Source organism: Tumebacillus sp. BK434, assembly GCF_004340785.1.
Classification (GTDB): Bacteria; Bacillota; Bacilli; order Tumebacillales; family Tumebacillaceae; genus Tumebacillus_A.
On record NZ_SLXS01000002.1, the window covers coordinates 776,756 to 802,508 of the forward strand.

25 protein-coding genes and 1 other annotated feature are annotated in these 25,753 nt (G+C 58.1%); of the genes, 18 read left to right on the plus strand and 7 right to left on the minus strand.

What is annotated here, in order from left to right; all coding sequences use genetic code 11:
- Position 1: 1 nt before the first annotated feature.
- The 5 genes from EV586_RS07765 to EV586_RS07785 all read right to left on the minus strand — a co-directional run bounded on the left by EV586_RS07765 (position 2) and on the right by EV586_RS07785 (position 4,379).
- Positions 2-1,294, minus strand: coding sequence for a sensor histidine kinase (locus EV586_RS07765; RefSeq protein ID WP_347812670.1), 1,293 nt, complete (start codon positions 1,292-1,294; stop codon positions 2-4).
- A 96-nt stretch (positions 1,295-1,390) separates the two neighbouring features.
- Positions 1,391-2,044: an amino acid ABC transporter permease gene (locus tag EV586_RS07770; protein ID WP_132944494.1), complete on the minus strand. Its 654-nt coding sequence runs from the start codon at positions 2,042-2,044 to the stop codon at positions 1,391-1,393.
- 16 nt (positions 2,045-2,060) lie between these two features.
- Positions 2,061-2,723 (minus strand): amino acid ABC transporter permease, encoded by a 663-nt coding sequence (locus EV586_RS07775; protein WP_132944495.1) that lies wholly within the window; start codon positions 2,721-2,723, stop codon positions 2,061-2,063.
- Positions 2,724-2,801: 78 nt separating this feature from the next.
- Entirely contained in the window at positions 2,802-3,635 is an 834-nt protein-coding gene (locus EV586_RS07780) for a transporter substrate-binding domain-containing protein (RefSeq protein WP_132944496.1), read from the minus strand.
- A gap of 15 nt (positions 3,636-3,650) precedes the next feature.
- Complete coding sequence (locus tag EV586_RS07785) at positions 3,651-4,379, minus strand: amino acid ABC transporter ATP-binding protein (RefSeq protein WP_132944497.1); 729 nt, start codon at positions 4,377-4,379, stop codon at positions 3,651-3,653.
- Between the two features lie 145 nt (positions 4,380-4,524).
- Here EV586_RS07785 and EV586_RS07790 point away from each other — a divergent pair, with 145 nt between their 5' ends.
- The 7 genes from EV586_RS07790 to EV586_RS07820 all read left to right on the plus strand — a co-directional run bounded on the left by EV586_RS07790 (position 4,525) and on the right by EV586_RS07820 (position 12,145).
- Entirely contained in the window at positions 4,525-4,791 is a 267-nt protein-coding gene (locus EV586_RS07790; RefSeq protein WP_243652966.1) for a DUF6154 family protein, read from the plus strand.
- A gap of 122 nt (positions 4,792-4,913) precedes the next feature.
- On the plus strand, positions 4,914-5,807 hold the full coding sequence (locus EV586_RS07795; RefSeq protein WP_481937755.1) for a cation diffusion facilitator family transporter: 894 nt from the start codon (positions 4,914-4,916) through the stop codon (positions 5,805-5,807).
- A 127-nt stretch (positions 5,808-5,934) separates the two neighbouring features.
- The gene (locus EV586_RS07800; RefSeq protein WP_132944499.1) at positions 5,935-7,071 is read left to right on the plus strand and encodes a two-component system sensor histidine kinase NtrB; all 1,137 of its coding nucleotides are present in this window, start codon (positions 5,935-5,937) and stop codon (positions 7,069-7,071) included.
- Between the two features lie 109 nt (positions 7,072-7,180).
- The gene (gene murC / locus EV586_RS07805) at positions 7,181-8,545 is read left to right on the plus strand and encodes a UDP-N-acetylmuramate--L-alanine ligase (protein WP_165898418.1); all 1,365 of its coding nucleotides are present in this window, start codon (positions 7,181-7,183) and stop codon (positions 8,543-8,545) included.
- A 111-nt stretch (positions 8,546-8,656) separates the two neighbouring features.
- Positions 8,657-9,205: an RNA polymerase sigma factor gene (locus EV586_RS07810; protein WP_132944501.1), complete on the plus strand. Its 549-nt coding sequence runs from the start codon at positions 8,657-8,659 to the stop codon at positions 9,203-9,205.
- Positions 9,172-10,470: a hypothetical protein gene (locus EV586_RS07815; protein ID WP_132944502.1), complete on the plus strand. Its 1,299-nt coding sequence runs from the start codon at positions 9,172-9,174 to the stop codon at positions 10,468-10,470. The genes EV586_RS07810 and EV586_RS07815 overlap by 34 nt, the downstream gene beginning before the upstream one ends.
- Positions 10,471-10,609: 139 nt before the next feature.
- Positions 10,610-12,145 (plus strand): fumarate hydratase, encoded by a 1,536-nt coding sequence (locus EV586_RS07820; RefSeq protein ID WP_132944503.1) that lies wholly within the window; start codon positions 10,610-10,612, stop codon positions 12,143-12,145.
- A gap of 43 nt (positions 12,146-12,188) precedes the next feature.
- Here EV586_RS07820 and EV586_RS07825 read toward each other — a convergent pair whose 3' ends face one another.
- Complete coding sequence (locus EV586_RS07825) at positions 12,189-12,854, minus strand: hypothetical protein (RefSeq protein WP_165898420.1); 666 nt, start codon at positions 12,852-12,854, stop codon at positions 12,189-12,191.
- Between the two features lie 52 nt (positions 12,855-12,906).
- On the opposite strand from EV586_RS07825, the gene EV586_RS07830 reads away from it, so the two are divergent.
- The 3 genes from EV586_RS07830 to EV586_RS07840 all read left to right on the plus strand — a co-directional run bounded on the left by EV586_RS07830 (position 12,907) and on the right by EV586_RS07840 (position 16,490).
- Positions 12,907-13,146, plus strand: coding sequence for a YkvA family protein (locus EV586_RS07830; RefSeq protein WP_165898422.1), 240 nt, complete (start codon positions 12,907-12,909; stop codon positions 13,144-13,146).
- A gap of 49 nt (positions 13,147-13,195) precedes the next feature.
- Positions 13,196-13,422: a binding site (T-box leader), on the plus strand.
- 65 nt (positions 13,423-13,487) lie between these two features.
- Positions 13,488-15,203 (plus strand): arginine--tRNA ligase, encoded by a 1,716-nt coding sequence (gene argS, locus EV586_RS07835; RefSeq protein ID WP_132944506.1) that lies wholly within the window; start codon positions 13,488-13,490, stop codon positions 15,201-15,203.
- 144 nt (positions 15,204-15,347) lie between these two features.
- Positions 15,348-16,490: a two-component system sensor histidine kinase NtrB gene (locus EV586_RS07840; protein ID WP_165898425.1), complete on the plus strand. Its 1,143-nt coding sequence runs from the start codon at positions 15,348-15,350 to the stop codon at positions 16,488-16,490.
- A gap of 44 nt (positions 16,491-16,534) precedes the next feature.
- On the opposite strand, the gene EV586_RS07845 is transcribed toward EV586_RS07840, so the two are convergent.
- A complete protein-coding gene (locus EV586_RS07845) occupies positions 16,535-18,130 on the minus strand; it encodes a M2 family metallopeptidase (protein ID WP_132944508.1) in 1,596 nt (531 codons plus the stop codon).
- 98 nt (positions 18,131-18,228) lie between these two features.
- Here EV586_RS07845 and EV586_RS07850 point away from each other — a divergent pair, with 98 nt between their 5' ends.
- The 8 genes from EV586_RS07850 to EV586_RS07885 all read left to right on the plus strand — a co-directional run bounded on the left by EV586_RS07850 (position 18,229) and on the right by EV586_RS07885 (position 25,712).
- Entirely contained in the window at positions 18,229-18,780 is a 552-nt protein-coding gene (locus EV586_RS07850; protein WP_132944509.1) for a hypothetical protein, read from the plus strand.
- 147 nt (positions 18,781-18,927) lie between these two features.
- The gene (locus tag EV586_RS07855) at positions 18,928-19,755 is read left to right on the plus strand and encodes a motility-associated ABC transporter substrate-binding family protein (protein ID WP_132944510.1); all 828 of its coding nucleotides are present in this window, start codon (positions 18,928-18,930) and stop codon (positions 19,753-19,755) included.
- A 42-nt stretch (positions 19,756-19,797) separates the two neighbouring features.
- On the plus strand, positions 19,798-21,153 hold the full coding sequence (locus tag EV586_RS07860; RefSeq protein ID WP_132944511.1) for a lamin tail domain-containing protein: 1,356 nt from the start codon (positions 19,798-19,800) through the stop codon (positions 21,151-21,153).
- Between the two features lie 151 nt (positions 21,154-21,304).
- Positions 21,305-22,075, plus strand: coding sequence for an SDR family NAD(P)-dependent oxidoreductase (locus EV586_RS07865; protein WP_132944512.1), 771 nt, complete (start codon positions 21,305-21,307; stop codon positions 22,073-22,075).
- Positions 22,076-22,154: 79 nt separating this feature from the next.
- On the plus strand, positions 22,155-23,222 hold the full coding sequence (locus EV586_RS07870; RefSeq protein WP_132944513.1) for an HD-GYP domain-containing protein: 1,068 nt from the start codon (positions 22,155-22,157) through the stop codon (positions 23,220-23,222).
- 162 nt (positions 23,223-23,384) lie between these two features.
- Positions 23,385-23,993: a LysE/ArgO family amino acid transporter gene (locus tag EV586_RS07875; protein ID WP_132944514.1), complete on the plus strand. Its 609-nt coding sequence runs from the start codon at positions 23,385-23,387 to the stop codon at positions 23,991-23,993.
- A gap of 13 nt (positions 23,994-24,006) precedes the next feature.
- Positions 24,007-24,714, plus strand: coding sequence for a response regulator transcription factor (locus EV586_RS07880; protein WP_132944515.1), 708 nt, complete (start codon positions 24,007-24,009; stop codon positions 24,712-24,714).
- Positions 24,711-25,712: a sensor histidine kinase gene (locus EV586_RS07885; protein ID WP_132944516.1), complete on the plus strand. Its 1,002-nt coding sequence runs from the start codon at positions 24,711-24,713 to the stop codon at positions 25,710-25,712. The genes EV586_RS07880 and EV586_RS07885 overlap by 4 nt, the downstream gene beginning before the upstream one ends.
- Positions 25,713-25,753: the final 41 nt, after the last annotated feature.

A 25,753-nucleotide genomic window follows, 5' to 3' on the forward strand; every position in this document is an offset into this window, starting at 1 on the left:
GTTACCTTCCTTTCTCTTTGATCAGCAGTGCATAGGTCGGCATGCGCATGATGAAGCGTGTCAGACCGTCTTCTTGCACGAGGGTCAGCGACCCGCCGAGCATCGCCGCCAAGTCCTGGCAGTGCGACAGCCCGATGCCGGTCGAGGGGTTGCCCAAGGAATCATACTTGGTGGTGTAGCCAGGCTGATATATATATTCGGAGTCTTCTGCCGATATTCCGGGTCCGTCGTCCCACACGTGCCATTCGATGCTGCAATCGTGCAGCAGTACCTCCAGCCCCACCCGCCCCTTGTGCGGGATCGCTTCTACGGCGTTGGCGGTGAGGTTGTTCAGGATCGAGAGCAGGGGGTAGATGCGCGTCGTGCCGAGGTTGATGTCGGTGTGCGTGCTGAACTCGATCTCTTTGCCGAGCATTTCGGCGTATTTGGCGTTGGCGCCGATCACCAGCTCGTTCAACTGCATGAGCGGCATGCGGTCGCGCAGCGACTCCTGCTTGATCAGCTTGTCGAGCCCGGCGAGGATGCGCTGGGAGTCTTTTTTCAGCTCATGCACCTCTTCGGCGATGAACAGCGCGCGGTGGGAGAAGGCGGGGGCGAGCTGCCCTTTTTTCTCCAGTTCCATCAGCTGTTTGTACAGCCCATAGGAGCTGCGCGTGATCTCCTCGATGTGCAGCATCGATTTTTGCAGATAGAAGCCTTCTTCATATAAGGAGGAATTGATCAGCAGCAGGCGGTCGATCTGCTGTTGCTGCTGCTGGCCGAGCGCCCGCACTTGGCGGATCATCAGCATGTTGTACAAGCCGACGACAAAAAAGGAGCGGAGCGCGCCGAACAGCAGGAGTACGAGCAAGATGTGCGGACCGAGCGAATGGTCGGCGCCCAGCGCATTGCGGGTCAACAGCTCGCCGATGTTCCCGAGCAGGTCGCCCAGCGTCCCGGTGATGCCGACGAGCAAAGGGTTGTCCAGCCGTTTGCGCAGGTTGGTCACGGCGAGAAACGAAGCGAACAGCAGGTAGTAGACGGTGGAGGGCAGATGGTCGGGCAGGTAGCTCCAGAACGTGCCGCCATGCTGGGTGACGTCGAGCAGCGAGCGGAAGAGGAGCAAAAACAGCCCGACGGCCACCCCGGTCTGAAACGGCCGGAGCTGGCGAAACCAGATCAAGCCGAAGAAATAGACGCAGGTGCCCAGCGAAAAGCGGAACTGCGAACCGAACGGGTTCATCTTCAGCTCGCCAAAAAAGGCGGTCGCCGCCATGATCAGGACGAGCAGGAGCAGACGATTCATGATCGTCATCGGGACACCCCTTTCTGGTACAGCGCGTCTCATCAGAATGTATGTTCAGAAAAAAACGCCGATTCCCATCAGTTTATCATGGGAATGGCGTTGCGTTCAGGTGCTGAGCCGTTTTTCCAGACGGCGCGCCACCAGCGAAAGCGGGTAGTTGACCGCAAAATAGAGGAAGGCGGCAAAGAGTATCGCCGGAAACACGTAGGAGACGTGCTGGGCGTAGACGATCGACGTGCTGTGCAACAGCTCCGGCAAGGCGATCACGGTGGCGAGCGACGTGTCTTTGAGCAGCGAGATGAACTGCGACACCGTCGGCGGGATCATCCGGCGCAACGCCTGCGGGAGCAGGATGTAGCGCATGGTCTGCACGTAGGTCAGGCCGGAGGAGCGCGCCGCTTCGGTCTGACCTTTGTCGATCGAGTTGAGTCCGCTGCGCACGATCTCCGAGATCATCGCCGATTCGAAGATGACCAAGGCCCAGATCACGGCGACTTTCGGCGTCAGGGAGATCTGGAACGGCTCGAGGCCGAAGTACATGAAGACGATGATCAACAAGAGCGGCAGATTGCGGATCGCTTCCACCCACAGGAACAGCGCTTGTGAAAGCACGGGGATCTTCATGTAGCGCAGTATGGCGATCAGGATGGCAACCGCGAAAGACAGCACGATCGAGATCGCAGCCACTTCCAGCGTGAGCAGGAAGCCTTTGAGCATAAAGCTGACAAATTCAGATTGGTACGTTCCGGCAAAGTCCATCGTTCAATCCCTCCTTCTAGTTCGACCGCGCCATGCGGCGTTCGAGGTAGTTGACGAAGATGGAAAGCGGAATGGTCATGGTCAGGTAGAGCAGGGCGACGATGATGTACGGCGAGAAGGTGTCGAACGAGTCGCTGATCACGAGGTCAGCGTTGTACATCAGGTCGAGCCCGGCCACGATGCCGAGCACCGAAGAGTTTTTGACCAGGTTGAGAAACTGGTTGCCCAGCGGCGGGATGACGATCTTGATCGCCTGGGGGAGCACGATGTAACGCATCGTCTGCAGGTAGGACAGCCCCGAGGAGCGCGCCGCTTCGCTCTGGCCTCGCGGGACCGCCTGGATGCCGGCGCGCACCGCTTCGGCGATAAACGCCGAGGTGTAGATGGCGAGACCGATCGTCCCGGCCGCAAAGCCGTCGAGGTCGATGTTCAAGGCGGGCAGGCCGGAGTAAAAGACATAGACGAGAATCAGGATCGGAATGTTGCGGATCACTTCCACATAGGCCGCGCCAAGCCAGTTCAGCAGCCTGACCGGCGCGATGCGGAACACGGCGATGATGACGCCGAGGAGAAAAGAGCCGATCAAGGCGTAAAACGACGCCAAGAGCGTATTTTTATAGCCGATCAAAAAGTAATCCGAAAAGTACTCAGTCAAGATCGCAGGATCAAAAAACTCCATAGCGGTCACCTCGCTTTTACAAAAAGAAGGAGCCGAAGCTCCTTGCTTTCAAGATTGCTTGCTTCCAAGCTCCATTTCTTACTTCGGGTCTTCTTTGAACCATTTCTTGTAGATCTTGTTGTATTCGCCGGAGTCTTTCAGCCCCTTGAGGAAATCGTTCAAAGTCTTGGTGAACTCGTCGTCGCCTTTCTTGGAGGCGATGCCGTACGGCTCATCGGAGAACGGGTCGCCAGCCAGCACGTAGTTGGGGTCTTGGGCAGCCATGCCGAGCAGAATCGAGTTGTCGGTGGTCAGCGCGTCGCCTTTGCCCGATTTCAACGCGGTGAACGCTTCGGCGTAGTTGGCGAACTCCAGCACTTTCACGCCCGGCGCTTTTTCTTTGACGTTTTTGCCGGAGGTGGCACCTTTGACGGCGAGCACCGTCTTGCCGTCCAGCTTGTCGACGCCGGTGATGTCAGAGCCTTTTTTCACGAGCAGCGATTGCCCGGCCTGGAAGTAGACATCGGAGAAGTTGACTTCTTCTCTGCGCTTTTCGGTGATCGTCATTGTGGCGATGATGATGTCGATGTCGCCTTTGTTCAGCATCGGGATGCGGGTCGAAGAGGTGACTTCCTTGAATTCGATCTTGTTTTCGTCGCCCGTCAGTTCCTTGGCCAGCGCTTTGGCGATGTCGATGTCGAAGCCTGCGACCTTGCCGCTCGCCGGGTCTTTTAGGCCAAACAGGTTGGTGTCGTATTTGACGCCGGCGACCAGCTTGTCGCGGTCTTTGATCGCTGTAAGCGTGGCAGATGCGGACGGCGTGTCACCGCCATTGTCTTTCGGAGCGGACGAATCGGAGCCGCAGCCGACCAGCAAGGCGGCGGTGAGCGACGAGACGAACACGGTGGAGAAGATCTTTTTCCATTTGGTCATACTGAGTTACCTCCTTTAGTGGTTCATCAAACGGCTTAAAAACTGGCGCGCCCGCTCTTCGCGCGGATTGGCGAAAAATTCATCGGGCGCCGCCTCTTCGACGATCTGCCCCTGGTCCATAAACACGACGCGGTCGGCCACTTCGCGGGCAAAACCCATCTCGTGCGTGACCACCGCCATCGTCATGCCTTCACGGGCCAGGCTTTTCATCACGTCGAGCACTTCGCCGACCATCTCCGGGTCGAGCGCCGAGGTCGGCTCGTCAAACAGCATGATCTTCGGCTTCATCGCCAAGCCGCGGGCGATCGCTACACGCTGCTGCTGGCCGCCGGACAGCTGAGACGGGAAAGCGTTGGCTTTCTCGGGGATGCCGACTTTCTGCAAATAGTGCATCGCCGTGTCCAGCGCCTCTTTTTCGGAGACGCCCAGCACTTTGATCGGGGCGAGCGTGATGTTTTTCAAGACGCTCATGTGCGGATAGAGATTGAAGTGCTGAAAGACCATCCCGATGTCCTGACGCAACTTGTTGATGTTGGTGGACTTCTCGTTCACCTTCATGCCGCTTACGAGCAGTTCGCCGCTGGTCACCGTCTCCAGACGGTTGATGCAGCGCAGCAGCGTGCTTTTGCCGGAGCCGGACGGGCCGATGATCACGACCACTTCGCCCGCTTTGACGTGCAGGTCGATGTCTTTGAGCACATGGAAAGAACCGTAATGTTTGTTGATCTGATGGAATTGAATCATGAGGACACCCCCTGGCACTATTCATACTAGACTGAAAACTACGTCATCTTTATAAAAACCTACAGAAAGATATGTAAGAAATTTTTTCAGGAAAAACGGGGACACTACGTCAAGCACAGCTTTTCGCAAAAGGAGCGTGGGGCGGATGACGATGAAGTTCGTAAACGATCTCTACAACCACTACCGGGAGCAACTGGTCGGCGATGAGGAAGATGTGGTGATCATCGTCTCCGGCATCTTAGAAGAGCTGGAAAAAGACCACCTGATGGAGATCATTGGCGAGATGAGCCGCCAGGAATTGTACGAGATGCTCGGCCGCTATATGGTCGAACAGCTGCGCGACAAGATGGAGCGGGACGGCGTCGGCAAACATGACGGAGGGCCGGAGCTGACGGGCGGTGACATTCATTGAGCGTGCAGGGACGGGGGGAGGAGGACATTGTTGCCCGTGTCCAACAACGTTTCCGTAGACTAAAACGGGGTGCAGAGGGTACCATCTTACATGCAGAGTCAAATGAGATGGGAGCGGAGATGATGGATGACAAACAAGCGATGATGAAGCAGGGCGAACGCGGCGCCTGGATCAGCATCGTAGCGTATCTGGTACTGTCTGCACTCAAATTGTTCGTCGGATACGTTTCCGACTCGAAGGCGCTGTTTGCCGACGGTCTGAACAACTCGACCGACATCGTGGCGTCTGTCGCTGTGCTGGTCGGACTGCGCATCGCCCGCAAGCCGCCCGATGAAGATCATAAGTACGGCCATTACCGCGCGGAGACGGTGGCGACATTCATCGCCGCGCTGATCATGGCGGGCGTTGGCATCAACGTGCTGTGGGATGCGATCCAGAGCATGGTGAACCGCAATTTTGAAGTGCCGAATCCCATTTCGATGTGGGTGGCGCTGTTCTCAGCCGGCGTGATGCTGATCGTCGCGCAATACAATCTGCGGCTGGGCAAGCGCATCAAATCGTCTGCCGTGCTGGCGGCCGCAGCGGATAACCGCTCCGACGCGTTCGTGTCGATCGGGGCGTTCGTCGGCATCTTGGGCGCACAGTTCGGGCTGCACTGGCTCGACCCGATCGCAGCTCTGTTCGTCGCGGTGATCATTTTGAAAACTGCTTATGAGATTTTCCGGGAAGCGGCGCACGCGCTGACCGACGGGTACGATGAAGCGCATCTGAAAGTGCTGGAAGACATGATTTTAGACGTGCCGCAGGTGCATTCGATCATCGACATCAAAGCGCGCACGTACGGCAGCAACGTATATGTCGACGCTGTGATCGGTGTCGATGCTGAGCTTACCGTAGGCGAGTCTCACGATATCACCGAGCAGATCGAGCAGCTCTTATTTGATAAAGAACAGATCGAATATGTGCACATTCATGTGGAACCGGTGGCTAAATCGGCCGGCAAAGGGCACCCTTAGGGGTGTCCTCTTTTTTTCGCCAACCACAAATTTTGTCGAATCAAGCATCTATTTGTCGAAATCGTTTATACTATAAAGTAATGAATCATATCGGATGACGAAATGTAACTACAAGGGGTAGCTTGCCATGGTAACGATTGAGAAGTTCCGTGCATATATGATGCTGCATAGCCAAGAATTTACCTACCGCTGGTGGAACGACCGCCACGAGGAGAATCAGAATTTCTTTTATCATATGGATGACAAGTTTTACGAGACGGTGTTGCGACAAGAAGCGGAGGAGCTTCTGAACATCGTCTTTCAGTCGTTTTCCGGAAACAACACGGCGAACATGATCGAATGGGCCAAAGCCTGCTCCTTAAAACGGGCGATGCAAGGGGTGCCGGTCGATGAAGCGGTGGAACGGTTTCGGATGTTCCGGCATACATTGCTCACCTACTTCATCGACTATGCGGAGCGGGAGCATCTGCCCAGCCGCGAGAGCCTCGAACTGGCGGAAGCGTTCAACAATCAATGCGAACTGGCGCTGCAAAACTACATGACCCATTACATGGCGATCAAAGAGCGCTACTTCAGCGAGCAGAAGCGCCGCCTCGACACGGAACGGCTGGCCTCGATCGGCCAGATGGCGGCCGGTGTCGCCCATGAGGTGCGCAACCCGCTGACCTCGACGCGCGGCTTCCTGCAGCTGTTGATGGAGACGCAGCCGCACCACTTTTTGACTTTGGCGATGCAGGAGCTCGACCGCGGGATCATGACGATCAACACGATGCTCGATGTCGCCAAGCCGAACAAACCCCAGGCGCCGAAGCGGCCCGTCTCGTTGCATTATGTGCTGACCTCGGTGGCGGAGCTGTTTGCCGACAGCCTGTATGACAAGAAGTTCGTGCTGGAAGTGGCAGATGAGGACGTGCTGATCGAAGGCAGCGCAGAGACGCTGAAGCAGGCCTTTTTCAACGTGATCAAAAACGCCGTCGAAGCGGTGAAGGATGCGGAGGAACCGACGATCATCCTGCGCCATAAACGCGAGGCAGACACGCTGGTCGTCGAAGTGGAGGACAATGGGGAAGGCATTCCGGAGGAGCTTTTGCATCTGCTTGGCACGCCGTTTTTCTCGCGGAAAGACGGCGGTGTGGGACTTGGGCTGACCATGGTCTTCAACACGATGCATGATCATTATGCGCAGGTGGAGGTAACTGGCAAACAAGGCGCAGGGGTGCGGTTCCGCTTCCTATTCCCGCTGCAGAAACCTCCGGTCACATGATTGTAATAAATCTACAATTGCAATTTCAGCCCGTTTTGCCCATACTAAGACTGTTGTCCCCAATTTGCCCGTCGCGGCGTTTGGGAGAGGATCATGGGAGGTACGTCCAGTGCAGAAAATTCACTTCGTGGGAATCAAAGGCTCAGGGATCAGTGCGCTCGCACAAGTGTACGCACGCATGGGCTGCGAGGTGACCGGTTCGGACACAGACGCGGTCTTTTTCACGGATGAACTGCTGCGCCAGGCTGGCATCACGCAGGTCACCGGCCCGTCTGAGCAAAACGTGCAAGATGCAGATATCGTCTGCCACTCTCCGGCTTACGGAGATGATCATATCGAGATCAAAAAAGCAAAGGAACTCGGCATCGAAGTGCTGACCTATCCGCAGCTGCTCGGCCGTCTGATGGATGGGCGCGCAGAATCGGCGATCACCGTCTCCGGAACGCACGGAAAGACGACCACCACTTCGATGATCGCGAACATGCTGCTTTTTTCCAAGCTCGATCCGCTGGCCATCATCGGCAGCAAGAACTACAACATCGGTTCCAATGGCCGCTACGGCTTCGGCCACATGGTGGCGGAGGCTTGCGAGTATCGCCGCAGCTTCCACAACTATGCGCCGAAGATTGCGATCATCAACAACATCGACTTCGATCACCCGGACTATTTTTCCGGCATCGACGATGTGTTCGAAGCCTTCCAGACTTTCGTGGACAAAGTGCCGGCAGACGGCGCCTTGATCACGTGGGGCGACCAGGCGCTGTGCAGACAGCTGGTCTCCAAAGGTAAGGTTCACTATTTCGGTTTGAATCATACGAATGACATCTATGCGACGGACGTCAATGAAGAGCGCGGCACGCTGAGCTTCCTCGCGTGGGAGCGCGGGCAGCTGCTCGGCGCAGTCAAGGTCCGCGCGATCGGCGAGCACAACGTCTTGAACGTGCTGGCGGCGATCACCTTGTCGCGGATTCTGGAGATTCCGTTTGCGGCGGTGCAGGAGTCGTTCGCCGAGTTTGGCGGGGTCTACCGCCGCTTCGACTACCTCGGCCGCATCGGCGGGCTGGAAGTGTACGATGACTACGCCCACCATCCGAGCGAGATCGAAGCGACGCTGAAAGCGGTGAAACGCTCGTTCCCGCACGATCACCTGCTCACCGTGTTCCAGCCGCACACCATTTCGCGGACGATGGCGTTCCTCGATGAATTTGCCGACGCCTTGATGCTGTCGGATGAAGTGATGCTGGTCAAGGTCTACCAGTCGGCGCGCGAAACGGGCGACCGGGCGGAAGAGCTGACCAACCTGCTCGCCGAGAAGATCGCTGAGCGCGGCAAGACGGTGCATCTGGTCAACACGCTGGAAGAAGGCACCGAATGGATTCTCAAACAGCGCGCCAGCCAGGCCGGCCTTGTGCTGACGATGGGCGCCGGCGACATTCGCGGGATCGGCGAACAATTGATTTCCGTACATGCATAACGCAATTATCGATGATGAAACCGGGGCGGCCGCTCCGGTTTCTTTTTTTTTGCTGCAAGTGAAACGGATGCTGGAGTCGCGACCACCAATAGACAGAGAGGGGGCGAGGGCGTGAGAGGTGAGACGGAACGGATCTTCCGTGATCTGTACAACGAGCATTACGGAGATGTGTACCGCTTCGTCATGCAATCGGTGAAGCGCAAGGAAGAGGTCGAAGATCTCGTTCAAGATATTTTTATCCAAGCCTATCGCAATTTTGAAAAATTTCGCGGGGAATGCGGCTATAAAACCTGGCTGTTTGCCATCGCCCACAACCAGCTCAATTCGATGTGGCGCAAGTTCTTCCGGCGCAAGCAGATCGCCGAGCAGTATGAGCAGGATCTAACAGCGCAAACGTACACGATGGAGGAGGAGTGGGAGCAGCGTCTGCTGACCGCCGAGCTCTATGCGGCGCTGGAGCAGCTGTCTGACGCTTATCGGGAAGTGATGGTGCTGCGTTACCTGCATGACTTTTCGGTCGCCGACACGGCGATCATCATGAACACCAACGACACGCGGGTGCGCGTGCTGACCCATCGCGCGATCATCAAGCTGCGGGAAATCTGGGAGCGGGGAGGAGAACGGAAATGCAAGATCGAGCCGGACTGCCTGAAAGCTTAGAAAGGGCGTTTGAGCATGTGAAAAGCGAACCGGGCGACTTCGAGCTGGCCAGCAAGCGGGCCGCTGCCTGGGCGACGGTGCAGCAGAAAGGGCGGCGCGGGCAGTGGCTGGACCGATGGAAGCTGTTCATCGCCGGGCTGGCCGGGGTGGCGGTGGCCGCACTGGCGGTGCTGATCCCGGTGCAAGTCAGCCACTGGCAGACGGAGGGGCAGCCGGGAGCCGTGCCTCCCCGCTACTCGCAGGATGCCTATCAGCAAAAAGTCGATCACTACCGCTCGCTGGGCTTCGAGGTGGTGCATGTGAATCTGGAGAGCGGCCTTGACCTCGTTTACGATGACCGCACGGTATATGCGTTTGAGGATGGCAGGCGGACGAAGCTGTTCGAGATCGACCGCGATGACCGCGTCGCTTATCTGGACGCGCACGGAGCGTACATCGCGCTGTACTCCACGTCCGCTAAGTCTGCCAAGGGAGAGGATCGGGATGATCTGTATCTCTTGAATACCCAAACGCTTGCGACGCAGAAGATCGACACGACCGGCGAGGTGATGTGGGCGCAGGCATGGAACGTGCTGCCGGCGAAACTGCTGTATGCACAGCGCGATCCGCACAGCAAAAAACAGCAGATCGTGGCGGCGGAATGGAAGACCGGTCAGGTGGAAGTGCTGCTCGAAACCGGCGAGCGCTATTACAACCGCGCGCGCAATTACTACCAGTCGGTTGTGATCGACAACGGCTATGGGATTGAACTGCTCGTCGAAGGCGACACCGGGCGCGAATGGCGCGAGATCGCCCGTTCGCAGGACGGTTCGCTGCAAACGTACGACATCGACGGCGACTTCGTTCATTATTTCGACAAAAGTGCGTTCTACCGCTACAGCATTCGGGAGCGGCAGACCATCCCGATCTTGCAGACGGGCGGCGAACCGCAGATCATCCGCTATGGCAGCAGCGACTATGCCTATCTGATCTCCGTTTACAAGGAGAACGAGCCGTATGAACCGCTGACCTCCTCGAAGATGCGCTACGGCACGCTGGAGCTGTGGAGAGCCGGGCGGGACGGGGAAGCTCCGCACAAGCTGTGGTCGAAAGCGGACGTGGCGCACATCGACCGGCACCTGTTCGAACTGACGACCACGGGAATCGCACCGCATCAGCAAGCGGACTGGATCGAGCTGAAGGCGGGGAGCAGCGACAACTGGCGCCTGCTGGTCAACCGCAAGACGGATGAAGTCAAAGAGGTGCCCGTCAACCAGCAAAACTAGCGCAGACAACACCCTTCGGACGCAGCGAAGGGTGTTTTTTCTAGGAAATTGCAGGGAAGGGGATGCAAGATTGGAGGAACTTTTCTATAATGAAATTGATGTCCGATTATATAACCGCTGATAAAGGGGATCTCGATATATGCAACAGTTCAAGGAAAGCATGCTGAAACTGATCATCGAAACATCGACCAACCTGCCGTCTGACGTCCGCAAAGCGGTCATGAAGGCGCGTCTGGAGGAGGAGCTGGGCAACCGCTCGTCGCTCGCGCTCGACACGATCGCCGAAAACATCGTCATGGCGCAGGAAGAAGAGCAGCCGATCTGCCAAGATACCGGCATGCCGACGTTCCATCTGCACGTGCCGGTCGGCGCGAACCAGATCATCATGAAGCAGCAGATCAAAGAAGCGATCGCCGAAGCGACCAAGCTTGGCAAACTCCGCCCGAACTCGGTCGATTCGCTGACCGGCGAAAACTCCGGCGACAACCTCGGCCCGGGCACGCCGGTGATCCACTTCGAACAATGGGAGCGCGATGATGTCGAAGTGCAGCTGATCCTCAAAGGCGGCGGCTGTGAAAACAAAAACATCCAATACTCGCTGCCGACCGAACTCGATGGCCTCGGCAAGGCCGGCCGTGACCTCGACGGCATCCGCAAGTGCATCTTGCACGCAGTCTACCAGGCCCAAGGCCAAGGCTGCTCCGCCGGTTTCATCGGCGTCAGCATCGGCGGCGACCGCACGTCCGGCTACACGCTGGCCAAAGATCAGCTGTTCCGCCGCACCGACGATGTCAACCCGAACCCGGATCTCGCCAAGCTCGAAGACTACATCATGGAGACGGCGAACCACCTCGGCGTCGGCACGATGGGCTTTGGCGGCAAAGTGTCCCTGCTCGGTTGCAAGATCGGCGTGATGAACCGTCTCCCGGCTTCCTTCTACGTCTCGGTGGCGTACAACTGCTGGGCGTTCCGTCGCCTCGGCGTCGTGCTCGACGCGGCGTCCGGCTCGATCAAAGAATGGCAGTTCAAAGAAGCGGTCGACCCGATCGTCGTCTCGAAGCAAGAGCCGGCAGAAGATGAAGACGGCACCCGCACCGTCGTGCTGCAGGCGCCGATCACCGAAGCGCAGGTGCGCGATCTGAAAGTCGGCGACGTTGTCATCATCAACGGCGAGATGCACACCGGCCGCGACGCGTTCCACAAATACATGATGGAGCCGGAGCACACCTCCCCGGTCGATCTGAACGGCGGCGTGATCTACCACTGCGGCCCGGTCATGATGAAAGATCAAAAAGGCGAATGGCATGTTAAAGCGGCCGGCCCGACCACGTCTTCCCGCGAGGAGCCGTACCAGGCTGACATCATCAAGAAATTCGGCCTGCGCGCCGTCATCGGCAAAGGCGGCATGGGTCCGAAGACGCTGAAAGGCCTGCAGGAGCACGGCGCGGTCTACCTGAACGCGATCGGCGGCGCGGCGCAGTACTACGCCCGCTGCGTGAAAAAAGTCAAAGGCGTCGACCTGATGGAATTCGGCGTGCCGGAAGCGATGTGGCACCTCGAAGTCGAAGGCTTCGCGGCGATCGTCACCATGGACTCGCACGGCAACTCCCTGCATGCAGACATCGACAACCTTTCCCTGAACAAGCTCTCCGATTTTGCAGAGAAAGTATTTTAAGCATAGAAAAACCTTCTCCCCGCGCAGGGGAGAAGGTTTTTCGTTATTGTTGGCGAGTGAGCAGGAAGCGGTGCAACGGTTGCCCTGATTCGTGACCTTCGCTGACTTGCTGCATCGGCGTAACGGTGAACGGATAGCCGGTGCCGGCTTTGATCGGATACATGCCCCGCGTGTGATGAGGGACGTCGAGGACGGTGTAGTAGTCCCCCTCCGTCTTGTAGTCGATCTTGGTCAGGACAGGTGTACCTTCCACGTATACATAAGCACAGGGCTCCTGCGGGATCATGACGGATAAAACATACGGTGTCAGCACGTTGTGCAGGTCTTCCAGATCAAGGTCGCCGTTCTGGTTACCGTTTTTGATTTCGCTGTAGCTGACGTCATAGTAGGATGCATCTGTCTGTCGAGTGATGCGGGCGCTCACACGTCTGCCTTCTGCGTTGGGCTGAGAGATCAGTTCCAGCGCGAGATGGCGCATCGTTCCGTCCGGCCGATACGCCATGCGAAGCTCCTGCACATAGTAGCGCCCCGGAGGCAACTGCTGCTTGATGGCGAACAGCTCGTCTTGCAGCGAGATTTGCGTGATATTTTGCGAGCGGGCGGCCACTTCGGCATGATGTCCCGCATCGGCCGGGAAGAAGGTGAAAAACCCGACCACCAACACACCGATCATGAATAAAAATTTCCAAAAAGCTGCAGGGTCTTTCATACACTCCCCCCTCTTGGTTATAATGGTAGCAGAAAAAGGAGGGCGTGCGAAGATGAACAAACCTAATTTTTTCCAAAACGTAAGAGGCATGTTTCAGGACAAGCACACGCCGACGCGCGACAAGCTGCTGCTCGCAGGCGGGGTGCTCTACATGATTTCGCCGATCGACCTGATCCCTGACTTTCTGTTCATCGTAGGCTACACCGACGATTTTGCCTGCCTGATCGGCACGGCAACGCTCTTTTACAAAACGTACAACCGCTACGTCAAACGCAACCGCATCGTCGGCTGACAGGTCCGAGTTGCAGGAAGCATCTCTTGACGTTATAATAAAAGGCAATATTAGGTCTGTGATGAGGAGAGTATCCGCTTGCCGAACACAAAGCGAGCCAGGGACGGTGGAAGCCTGGCGGGGAAGCAGACGGAGAAGCGCACCTCGGAGACGCCGCCTGAACATGCAAGTGGTAGGGCGTGCCGGGTCTGCCCGTTACAGCAGACGCATAAGTTGGCCCGTATCAGCGACGGGCAACAAGAGTGGCACCGCGGGAGCAACGCTCTCGTCTCTTTTCCAAGAAGAGACGAGAGCTTTTTTATTTGCTTGGACTATTCTGATAAATAAGGTGAGTGAATTCAATGCCGTACAAACACAAGATTGCCGAGCAATTGGCAACGATCGTCCAACTCGATCTGGAAACTGTAACAAAAATGCTGGAAACCCCGAAAGACCCCAAGATGGGCGACCTCGCGTTTCCGTGCTTCCAACTGGCGAAGACCTTGCGCAAAGCGCCGCCGGTGATCGCCGCAGAAGTGGCGGAGCAACTGACTCCGGCGCTGCAAGCGGCCGGTGTGCCGGTCGCGAACGTGCAGGTGGTTGGCGCGTACATCAACTTCTTCCTCGACCAGCAGGCGGTGGCGGCCGATGTGATCGCTGCGATCTTGACGCAGCAAGCCAAGTATGGCCAGCACGACCTGGGCGGTGGCGCGAACGTGACGATCGACCTGTCGTCGCCTAACATCGCAAAGCCGTTCTCGATGGGCCATTTGCGCTCGACAGTCATCGGGAACGCGCTGGCGAATCTATTGGAAAAGCTGGGCTATCAGCCGATTCGGATCAACCATTTGGGCGACTGGGGCACCCAGTTCGGCAAGCTGATCGTCGCCTACAAAACATGGGGCAGCGAAGAAGCGGTCCGCCAGAATCCGATCCCGGAACTGCTCCGCCTCTACGTCAAGTTCCATGACGAAGCGAAAGAGCATCCGGAGCTGGAAGATCAAGGCCGCGAATGGTTCAAAAAGCTGGAGGACGGCGATGCGGAAGCAGCTCAGCTCTGGCAGTGGTTCCGCGACGAGTCGTTGAAAGAATTTAACAAGACGTATGAGCTGATGGGCATCAAGTTCGACTCGCTGCACGGCGAAGCGTTCTACAACGACAAGATGGACCGCGTCATCCGCGAGCTGGAGGAAAAAGGGCTGCTCGTGGAGGACGAAGGGGCGATGGTCGTCAAGCTCGACGAATATGACATGCCGCCGTGCCTGATCAAAAAGTCGGACGGCGCGACCTTGTACGCCACGCGCGACCTGGCGGCGGCGCTTTACCGCCAGGACACCTACCAGTTCGCCAAAGCACTCTACGTGGTCGGCGGCGAACAGCGTCTGCACTTCCGCCAGGTGTTTAAAGTGCTGGAGAAGATGGGCTACGAGTTCGCCAAAGAAATGCACCACATCCCGTTTGGCATGATGCTCAAAGACGGCAAGAAGATGTCGACCAGAAAAGGCAAAGTCATCCTGCTCGACGAAGTGCTGCAAAACGCGATCGATGACGTGAAAAAAGTCATCGCCGAAAAGAACCCGACGCTGGAGAATGCGGACAAGGTGGCCGAACAGGTCGGCGTGGGCGCGATCATTTTCCACGACTTGAAGAACTTCCGCCTGAACGACATCAACTTCTCGCTGGAAGAGATGCTGACCTTCGAAGGCGAGACCGGCCCTTACGTGCAGTACACGCATGCGCGCGCCAACTCGATCCTGCGCAAGGCGGGCTATCAGGAAAACGCGAACGTCAACCTGCCGGAAGGGGCGCTGGACGCTCCGGAAGCTTGGGCGGTCGTCACGCTGCTCCTGAACTTCCCGAATGTCGTGCTGCGCGCCGGAGCTGAGTTCGATCCGTCGGCGCTGGGCAAATACGTCATCGATCTCGCGCAGGCGTTTAACAAGTTTTACGCAAACGTCCGCGTGCTGGCCGAAGAGGAAGCGGTGCAGCAGGCGCGCCTGCAACTGGTCGCGGCGACGGCGACCGTGCTCAAGGAAGGCCTGCGCCTGTTAGGTCTGGAAGCACCGGCTGAGATGTAATGTTTTAAAAAATGGAGCCCACAGTTCATCCATTGTATACAAAAATTAGAAATACGAAGGAGTTCGTGTAAAATATGACGAATGTCTTTTAATGCGGGGTGGTTCTTGCTTGTGAGTGCATGCCCCGCTTCTGGGAGGGATTCGATGAACTTCTTGGTACCCGGTGTGCAATGGGCGATAGTGGCTGTTTGTCTGGCAGCAGCGGCGTATTTTTACAATAGAGCACGGAAACTGGAAAAACAGGGCGATGCGGAGCAAGGCGGGGCGTTGCTCCAAGCCCGCTACCATTATGTGATTGAAGCGGACCCGCGGGCGATCCTGTTGTTCCAGCCTGACCTGACGCTGGTCGAGATCAACCAAATGGGACGCGACTGGCTGAAAGGGACACAGACGGAGCTGTACGGCAAGACGATGCTGGAGGTGATCACGCGCCTGCAGCCGGATCTGCCGCAGGATCTGCTGGACAAGATCATGCATAAGGCTGCGATCGAACTGAAAGTCGGCGAGCGCATCTTGAGCGATTTTGAATGGACGGAGCTGTTTGATGAACAGGGCGGAAGAGTCGGCGGCGTGCTGTGCTTCCGCGATGTGACGGAGGAGAAGAAGTTTCAGCGCGAGATCATCCAGTCGGAGAAGCTCGCCGTGGTCGGCCAACTGGCGGCTGCGATGGCGCACGAGATTCGCAATCCGCTGACCTCGATCAAAGGCTTCCTGCAGCTGCTGCATCGATTAAAGACGATGGAGCAGGAAGGCGAGATCAAAGAGTACACGCGGATCATGGTCGAAGAGGTCGACCGGATGGAGAAGATCATCCGCGACTTCCTGCTGATGACCAAGCCGAGCGATGTGATCCGCGAGACGATCTCGCTGAACACGGTGATCGAGCGGGTGCTGGTGCTGGTGCAGAACCAGGCGATCCTGCGCAACATTCACGTCCACACCGACCTGTGCGAACTGCCTCCGGTGCTGATGCACAAGGAAGCGATCCAGCAAGTGGTGCTCAACCTGATGCAGAACGCGCTCGAGGCGATGAACGTCGGCGGGACGCTGACCGTGCGCACGGAAGAAGAAGACAAATATGTGAAGCTGCAGGTGATCGACACCGGCATCGGCATGACGGACGAGGAGATCCAAAACCTCGGCAGCCCCTTCTATTCCACGAAAACGGAAGGCACCGGCCTCGGACTGACCGTCTCCTCCAAGATCATCAAAGAGCACCGCGGTCAACTGGACGTCCAATCGGAAAAAGGCGTGGGGACGACGATCACGATCCGGCTGCCGAAGTAAAAAAGACCGCAAAAAAGGCTTGGGAGCGATCCCAAGCCTTTTACTTATGACTGTACGAATTGGCTGACGAAGTAGTTCGGCGTGAGCTTCTCGCCGGTTGCCTTTTCGATCTTCTCGTTCCAAGACCAGCGGGCGCCAGGCTTGAAGAACTTGGTGGTCAGCCACTCGCCGATGCGAGTGTCGCCAACGATGGAGGCGACGCCAAGGTCGCGTTCGATCGACGCTTGCAGCTGCGACGCGGTCAACTCGCCCAGCATGTAGTTCTGGTAGTAGACCGGCACGACCGCGAGATGGATCTTCGCCGCCCAATCCGGCTGGTGGCGGTCTTCCGGACGGTTGACGAGCTGGAAGCGCTCCACATAGTCCCACCACAGTGTGTTCAGATCCTGATCCGGGTTCTTGTACATGTCGCGCTCGAAGTGCGTCATCACGAGATTCCAGCGCACGAAGATCAGCATCGTGCGGGTCAACTGCTTGGCAAACGCTGCTTGCAGCCCTTGCGCTTCTGCTGCCGGCACGCCGGCGATCTGAATCAGGAAGTCCGCATTTTTGGTCAGGCGGCCGAACAGCATCGCGATCGCTTCGGTGGTCAGCGTGTGCGCCGCATCGCGCAGCACGTAGGGCAGGCTCGGGTCGTTGTAGTAGTCATAGACCGCATGGCCCGCTTCGTGCAGCATCGTGGACATCCAGTAGTCGTTGTTGCGCACGTTGCACAGCATGCGCGTATCGCCTTCGCGGTCGATGTTCGTGCAGTAGGCGTGCTGGTATTTGCCTTCGCGCTCATACAGGTCGGAGTTGTCGATGATCTTCTGCATGTCGGTCAGACCCACGCTGTCAAAATACGTCTTGGTCAGCGCGACCACATCCTGACCTTCGAAATATTTGTCCAGATCGACGTCATTGGTCACCGGCACCTCTTGGAAGAACGGGTCGGAGTAATGCCACGGACGCATCTGCGACGGATCGATGCCATAGCGCTGCGACAGTTCCGCATCCAGCTCCTGCTTCATCTCGGCAAACGGGGCCAGCGTCTGGCGCTCCAGCTCGCCGAGCAGGTTGAACAGTTCGGTCTCATCCAGCTCCTGCAAGGTCAGGTTCATCGTGTAGAAGTTGTCATAGCCGAGCTTCTTCGCCAAGCCGTTGCGGAAGCGGATGACATCCAGCACCTTGCCGGACACCTCGGCGCCGATCTGCTTGGAGCCTTCCCACACCGCTTTGCGCTTCGCGTTGTCGGTCTCCAGACGCATCATGTCGCTGATCTCGTTGTCCGACTTTTTCTCGCCGTCGATCGTCGCGCGGAAGGTGTTGAAGATCCCTTCGACCTCGGTCTCCATCGCGACCAGTTTCTCGATGTCGGCATCGTCCATCTGCTGCTGCTCGTATTGGTTGTACAAGATGAGCAGCTGGCGGGCGAGCAGCGGGTCGGTCACGGCACCGCTCTCTTTCAGCCGCTTCAGTTCCGCGAAGTCTTCGCGGTTGGCGAGCAGCTTCATGTACTCCGCTTTGATCGAGCTGTAGCGCGCATCCGCTTCCGGATCGCCGGTCGTGGTCGCGGCCCAGTAGGCCAGGTTCGAGTCGATCGTCAGCTGACGGTATTTCGGAATCACGCGATCAAGAAAATTTTGCATTTCAGTGTTCAACGTATATCCCCCTCGATATAATTAGATTCTGTAGAAGTGATACCCTATTGTACCATGATTTCTCAGGGGATTTTCAGGAAAAAAGGAGGGGACAAAAGGTGTTCGATCCCACGATCTACGATAATCTGAAAGTGGTCTTTGAAGGGGCCTTGTACGATCTCGACCGCGCCGGGCGCATCCTGGTCACGGGCCGGGACGATCTGGTCAATCTCGCCACGATGTCGCGCTCCTTTGTGATGCAAGTGGAAAGGCCGGAAAACGCCACCTGTGCAGCGAAACTTGAACTGTCCTCGACCTTGGTCGATTTTGCTTCGGAGCTGCGGCGCATGCGGCTGGCCGAGGAAGTGCCGGGCTCGATGCTGACCTTGACTTTTGAACTGCCGGAGCGGATGATCGTGAACAGCGCGGCGCTGGATGAACATTTTCAAACGGTCTGGGCGGAAGTCGCCGATGTCGTGCATGAGCGTCTCGCCCCGTTCGAACCCAATCCGGAAAAGCAGAGCCGGGAAGAGACGCAAGAGGGCATCTACCGCATCACGCTCTATTTTAAAGGCAAGATCGATGAGGACAACATCGAGGATGTGGTGCCGCTCTTGGAGCATATGATCTCCACCTTGGAAACGATCGAAGACGCAGGGAACTCGCGCTAGGCGAGTTCTTTTTTAATATATGCGTCAGATGTTCGGCCTTCCGTTTATATAAATTACGTCAATAATTTCTTAATGATATTTCATCATGCATCCTATATAATAAATCTTGGTTCGAATACCTTTTTACTAGATGGAGGCTGTTCCAAGATGAAACTGAATCGTTCTTTCCTGATCACCGCAACTTCTGCCGCTCTGGCGCTGACGTTGTTCGCTGGCGTTGAAACGGCGCAACCGGACATGGTGCAGGCTGCCGGCAAGACTGTCATGTTTGACAACTCGCATTGCAACACCTGCGGCAACGCAGACTGGGTGATCAACGGCGCGTACTCCGACTTTGCGCAAGCGCTGCGCAATGCAGGCTACAACGTCGTGGAGAACAAAAATCCGATCACGTCCACCGTCCTGACCGGCGTGGACGTGCTGATTCTGCCGGAGCCGAACACGAACTTCACTGCGACGGAGAAGACGGCGATCAACAATTTTGTTTTGACGAGCGGCAAAGGTCTCTACGTGATTGCAGACCATGCCAACTCCGACCGCAACAACGACGGTTGGGACTCGGTTGAGATCTTCAACGGCTATTTGCTGGGCCAGTACTCGTCGACCAACGAATGGGTCGGCGCGAAATTCGGTTTCCGCGTCAACGAAGTCGATGTGACGCAAGAGCCGATCACCGACATCCGCGCGCATGCGATCACCACCGGCGTCACTTCGGTCGCAGCTTGGAACGGCGCCACGTTCACGATCACGAACTCCAGCTACGCGAAAGGCGTCGCGTACCTGACCAACAATACTTCTCCGTACGTGGTCGCTTCGCAGCTGCCATCCGGCGGCCGCGTCTCGGCGATCGGCGACTCTTCGCCGTACAACGACGGCACCGGCTTGACTTCGGTGGCGAACTATAATTCTTGGCCGCTTTACAGCATTTCCAAGCTCGCGGTGAACACCGTGAAGTGGCTGGCAAAAGACCTGTAAGCCCACACACCAACACACCAACACACCGGGAGGCACCCTGACATGAAAATGAACAAAGTATTTGGCATCACCATGCTGGCCACCGCGCTGGTCACGACGGCCGCGCTGCCGATCGGCGGCACGCCGGCAAAAGCTGCCAGCAACATCGTGATCAATGAAGTGATGTGGAACCAGACCAGCGGCGGCGAATGGGTCGAACTGTACAACCCGACCTCTGCGGCGATCGACATCTCCGGGCTCCTGCTGTCCGACAACGAAGGCACCGACACCGCAGAAGGCGAATACTGGTTCCCGGCCGGCACCACGATTCCGGCCGGCGGGTATCTGACGGTCGGCGCTTCCACCTCTTCGGCCACGCTGAAGTGGACGTCGACGGGACCTGCGCTGTCTAACTCCGGCGACGGCGTACATCTCGTGCGCGACAGCAACCGCGACGGCATGTGGACCGCTGCCGACAAGATCGACGGTTTCGAGTTCACCTCGGCCTGGGGCGGCAACGGCAACGGCTATTCGCTGGAGCGCAAATCGGCGGACGGCACGTCCACCGCTCAGGCGACCTGGGGCCAGTCGACCGCGCTCGGCGGCACGCCGAATGCGAAAAACTCGATCAGCACCGATGGCGCTCCGGGCGGCGGTGACGGCGGCGGCACGACACCTCCGCCGGATCCGACCGGCAAAGTCGTCCTGTTTGACAACGCGCACTGCAACACCTGCGGCAACGCAGACTGGGTGATCAACGGCGCGTACTCCGATTTTGCCACGGCGCTGCGCAATGCGGGCTACACCGTGCGCGAAAACACGGCGGCGATCACTTCGACCGTGCTGACCGGTGTGGACGTGCTGGTGCTGCCGGAGCCGAACACCAACTTCACGGCGACCGAGAAGACGGCGATCAACGACTTTGTGCTGAACAAAGGCAAAGGCGTCTATATCATCGCCGACCACATCGTGTCTGACCGCAACAACGACGGGTGGGATTCGGTAGAGATCTTCAACGGCTACCTGCAAGGCCAGTACAACGCGACCAACGAGTGGATCGGCAAATCGTTCGGTTTCCGCGTCAACGAAAATGACATCACGCAAGAGCCGATGACCGACGTGCGCCAGCACGCGATCACCAGCGGCGTGACGAGCGTGGCAGCGTGGAACGGCGCGACGTTTACGATCACCAACTCCGCGTACGCGCAAGGCCTTGTCTACCTGACCGACACGGCGGCAGGCCCGTACGTGGTCGCTTCGCAGCTGCCGTCCGGCGGCCGCGTCTCGGCGATCGGCGACTCCTCGCCGTACAACGACGGCACCGGCCTGACCTCGGTGGCAAACTATAACTCTTGGCCGCAATACAGCCATGCCAAGCTCGCGGTAAACACCGTGAAGTGGCTGGCGAAAGATCTGTAAGCATCGAAAAGAACCTCCGCTTCGCGCGGAGGTTCTTTTTGTTGCGCGAAGAACTGCTGCGGCCGCCAAAAAGGATTCACAGTTTTTGACGCGAATTGGTCATCATAGAGAGGGAAACAGAGAGGGTAGCAGCAAAGGAGAGATCGTGGACATGAGCAGATTCAAAGAACAGGTAGCGGTGATCACCGGAGCGTCGAACGGCATTGGAGCGGCGAGCGCGGTTGCGCTGGCACGGGAAGGGTTCCAGGTGGCGCTGGGGGCGCGCAGCACGGAAAAATTGGCAGCTGTGGCGCAGGCGATCGAAGCGGAGACCGGTGTGCAGCCGTTTGTGATGGAACTGGATGTGCGCAAAGCGGACAGCGTGAAAGCGTTTGTCGCGGCGGTGGCGGAGCAATACGGCCGCATCGACGTGTTGCTGAACAACGCCGGGCTGGCCAAAGGCGTGACCCCGGTGATTGAGGAAGCAGACTCCGAGAATTGGGATCAGATGATCGACACCAACGTCAAAGGTCTGCTGCTGATGACCCGTGAGACCGTACCGCATATGATCAAAGGCGGCAACGGCCACGTGATCAACCTCGGCTCGATCGCCGGGCGCGAAGCGTATGCGGGCGGCGCGGTGTACTGCGCGACGAAATTCGCTGTGCGCGCGATCACCGATGCCCTGCGTCAGGAGCTGCTCGGGCAGCCGATCCGCGTGACGACCGTCGATCCGGGCCTCGTCAACACCGGCTTCTCGATGGTGCGCCTCGGCGATCAGGAGAAGGCGGATGCGGTCTATGCCGGGATGACCCCGCTGGTGGCGGAAGATATCGCTGACTGCGTGGTGTTTGCGGCGACCCGTCCGCAGCATGTGAACATCGACGCGATCATCGTCAAACCGACCGATCAGGCGGGCGCAGGGAAGGTAGCACGCCGCTAAGGTTTGTGGTAAATTAATGATAGTAGAATTATGTCGTTTTATGAAGATGATTTAGGAACGTAAAAAAGGGGAGACTTCCATGCGCCATGTGCCGATCGATATGGTGCAGCCCGGCAACGTGCTCGCAAGATCGATCTATACAGCTGACGGACGTCCGCTCTTGAACAAAGACGTGCAGCTGACGGTGGGAATGCTCAGCACCTTGCGCCGCCTCGGCGTGACGATGATGTACATACAGGACAAGCGTTTCCAGGACGTCGTGGTCGAAGAGGTCGTGTCGGAAGAGACGAGGCGTGAGGCGCTCGGCAATCTGGCCGTTGCTGTGCAATGCATTCAGGGCGGCAAAGAATTCGATACCAAAGTGATGTCGCAGACGACCAGCGGGATCATCGACGAGCTGATCAAGAACAGGAATGTCCTCGTTAACTTGAGCGACATTCGCACGTTGGACAACCGTCTGTTCGTCCACTCGCTCAACGTCTGCATCCTGTCGCTGGTCGTCGGCATCAGCATGCGGTTCAACCGCAGCCAACTGGCCGACTTGGCGATCGGTGCCTTGTTTCACGACATCGGCAAGGTCGAAGCGCCGGAGTCGGTGAAGAAATCGGAGGATGCGGATCTGCCCTCCGGCTTGTCGAACGACGAGAAGCACACGTGGCGGGGCTACAAGCGTCTGCGCAAGAAGAATGACATCTCGATCGTGGCGGCGCACTGCGCGCTGCAGCACCACGAGAATCTGGAAGGCACCGGCTACCCGCGGGGGCTGAAGGACGATGAGATTCATCCGTTTGCGAAGATCGTCGCCGTCGCCAACGAGTATGACAACCTGATCTCCGGCGATGATGATCGCATGCCGATGTTGCCGCACGAAGCGACGGAGCTGTTGATGAGCCTCGCCGGAAAGAGATTCGACCGCGAAGTGGTGATCCAGTTCCTGCGCGCCGTCGCCGTCTTCCCGACCGGGATCTCGGTGCGCCTCGACACCGGACAGGTCGGCGTCATCGTCGCCCAGCACAAAGGGCTGCCGACGCGCCCGGTCGTCCGCGTGTTCACGAAAGAGGACGGCGAATGGGAATCCCACAACGTCGAAGAAGTCGATTTGGCGCAGGAGACGACCGTGTTTATTAAAAAGGTAATGCAGGAATAATCGCCTACGTATGGAATACGATGGAAGCTGTTGGGAAAGGCCACCGAAACGGTGGCTTTTTTGCTGAGAAGGTAAAGGTTTGCCGGAATGGATTGCTGGGATGAATTTCTGGGATCGTATGCAGGAATCGTCGCTTTTTGCTGGGAAAGGGTGGATTTCTAAATGGCGTTTTGGCATGGATTTCTGCTGGCGCTTGGGCTGATTTTGCCGCTTGGGGTGCAGAATGTGTTTCTTTTTACGCAGGGGGCGGTGCAGAGGAGTTACCTGCGGGCGCTGCCGGCGGTGGTGATGGCCGCGCTGTGCGACGCGCTGTTGATCCTGCTGGCGGTGCTCGGCGTTTCGATGCTGGTGTTGCAGGTCGATCTGGTGCGCTATGTCTTGCTCGTCGCCGGGATCTTGTTCCTGCTCTACATGGCGTGGATGACGTGGCGCGGGGCGGACAAGGCGGCGCTCGCCGAAGACGGAACGAACCGGGCAGCGATGACCTGGCGGAAGCAGGTGGTGTTTGCCGCATCGGTGTCGCTGCTCAACCCGCATGCGATTCTCGACACGATCGGGGTGATCGGGACGAGCTCGCTGCAGTACGCCGGTGCGGAAAAAGTGTGGTTTACCCTGTCCTGCATGCTGGTATCCTGCCTGTGGTTCGCCGGGCTTGCACTGGCCGGGCGCGTGGTCGGCAAGATCAATCCGCGCCTGCTGCCGGTGATGAGCCGCGTCTCGGCGGTGATCATGCTGGTCAGCGCGGTATATCTCGGCGTGAGTTTGATCTGAGGAGGGATCGCAGATGCTCGGAACGATTTTGGTAGTCGATGATGAAGAGACCTTGCGCGGGATCGTGCGCAATTACTTGGAGCAGGAAGGGTACGCTGTACTGGAGGCGAACGACGGAGCAGGAGCGCTCGCCGTCTTGCGCCGCTCGGCGGTCGATCTGGTGCTGCTCGACTGGATGATGCCGGGGATGAGCGGGCTCGAGGTCTGCCGCAAGCTGCGCGAGTTTTCGGAAGTGCCGGTGATCTTTTTGACGGCGAAGACGGAGGAGCTGGACAAACTGCTCGGGCTGGAACTCGGCGCGGATGACTATATCACCAAGCCGTTTTCGATGCGCGAGCTGGCCGCGCGGATTCGCGTGGTACTGAGACGCCTGCAGAGGGCGCAAGGCGAAGCGGTGCCTTTGCCGGAGAAGAACGAGCAGTTGGTGCGCGGGCGGCTGACGGTCGATCTGGCCCGGCATGCGGCGCTTTTAGACGGCGTGCCGGTGACGCTGACGCCGACCGAGTTCAAGCTGCTCGTCACGCTGGCCGCGTCGCCGGGGCGGGTGTACAGCCGCTTGCAACTGCTCGAGATCGCCCTGGGTGAAGAGTACGCCGGATACGAGCGGTCGATCGACACGCACATCTCCAACTTGCGCAAAAAGCTGGAGCGCGACCCGGGGCAGCCGGAGCTGATCGTGACCGTCTTTGGCGTCGGCTATAAGTTCGGTGAGCCGACATGACACTGCGCAAACGGTTGATGCGGGCGTACGGTGCCTTGTTTACGGCCGGTGTTTTGGCGGCGGTGTGGCTCGGCTATGCGGCCGGAGAGAGGACTGGCGGCGGGCAGGATCTGCCGGTTGTGCTCTTGGTGCTGTGGATGCTTGGTATCTCCCTTGTGTATCTGGTGGCGCTGTGGATCTCCCGCCCGCTGGAAGCGCTGGCAGAGCAGGCGGAAAAGCAGCGGGAAATCCGCGGTCCGTGGCAGGTGCAGGGGCTGGCCGAGCTGGAACTGCTGACCGGCAAGTTGAACCACATGGAGCTGGAACTCTCGCGGGGCTCGCACTCGCGGGACCAACTGGTCGCCGATGTGGCGCATGAGCTGCGCACGCCGCTCGCCATCCTGCGCGGGCAACTGGAGTCGATGCTGGAAGGCAGAGCAGAGCTGGTGCCGGAGCAGCTGTTGCCGATGCTCGATGAGACGACGCGCTTGACCCGGCTGGTACAGGACCTGCAGCAGCTGTCGTTGGCGAAGGCAGGCGCCTTGCCCTTGCTGCGGACGTGGGTGCCGTTTGCGGAGCTGCTGCAGGAGATCACCGGCGTGCTGGAGCTGGAGGCGGAGCTGAAAGGCACGGAGCTTCTGGTCAGCGGCTATGTGGAGGAAGAGGTGTACTGCGACCGGGTGCGGATCAAGCAGGTGCTGATCAACCTGATCGGCAATGCGATCCGCTATACGCCGGATGGCGGCCGGGTCGAGGTGCAGGTGCGCCGCGGCCAAGGGAAACTCCATGTCGCCGTCCGCGACAACGGACCGGGGATTCCGCCGGAGAATCTGCCGTATCTGTTCGAGCGCTTTTACCGCGTGGAAGGATCGCGCAGCCGGCAGTCGGGCGGCATGGGTCTCGGGCTCGCCATCGCGAAGGAGTTCGCCGTCGCGCACGGCGGGTCGCTCGGGGTGCAAAGCGAGCCGGGCGAAGGGACGACGTTTACGCTGACCCTGCCGTTGTTTCCGACGTCTTGACAACTTCTTGATATCTTCCTGACAGGTTGTGCACACCGCTT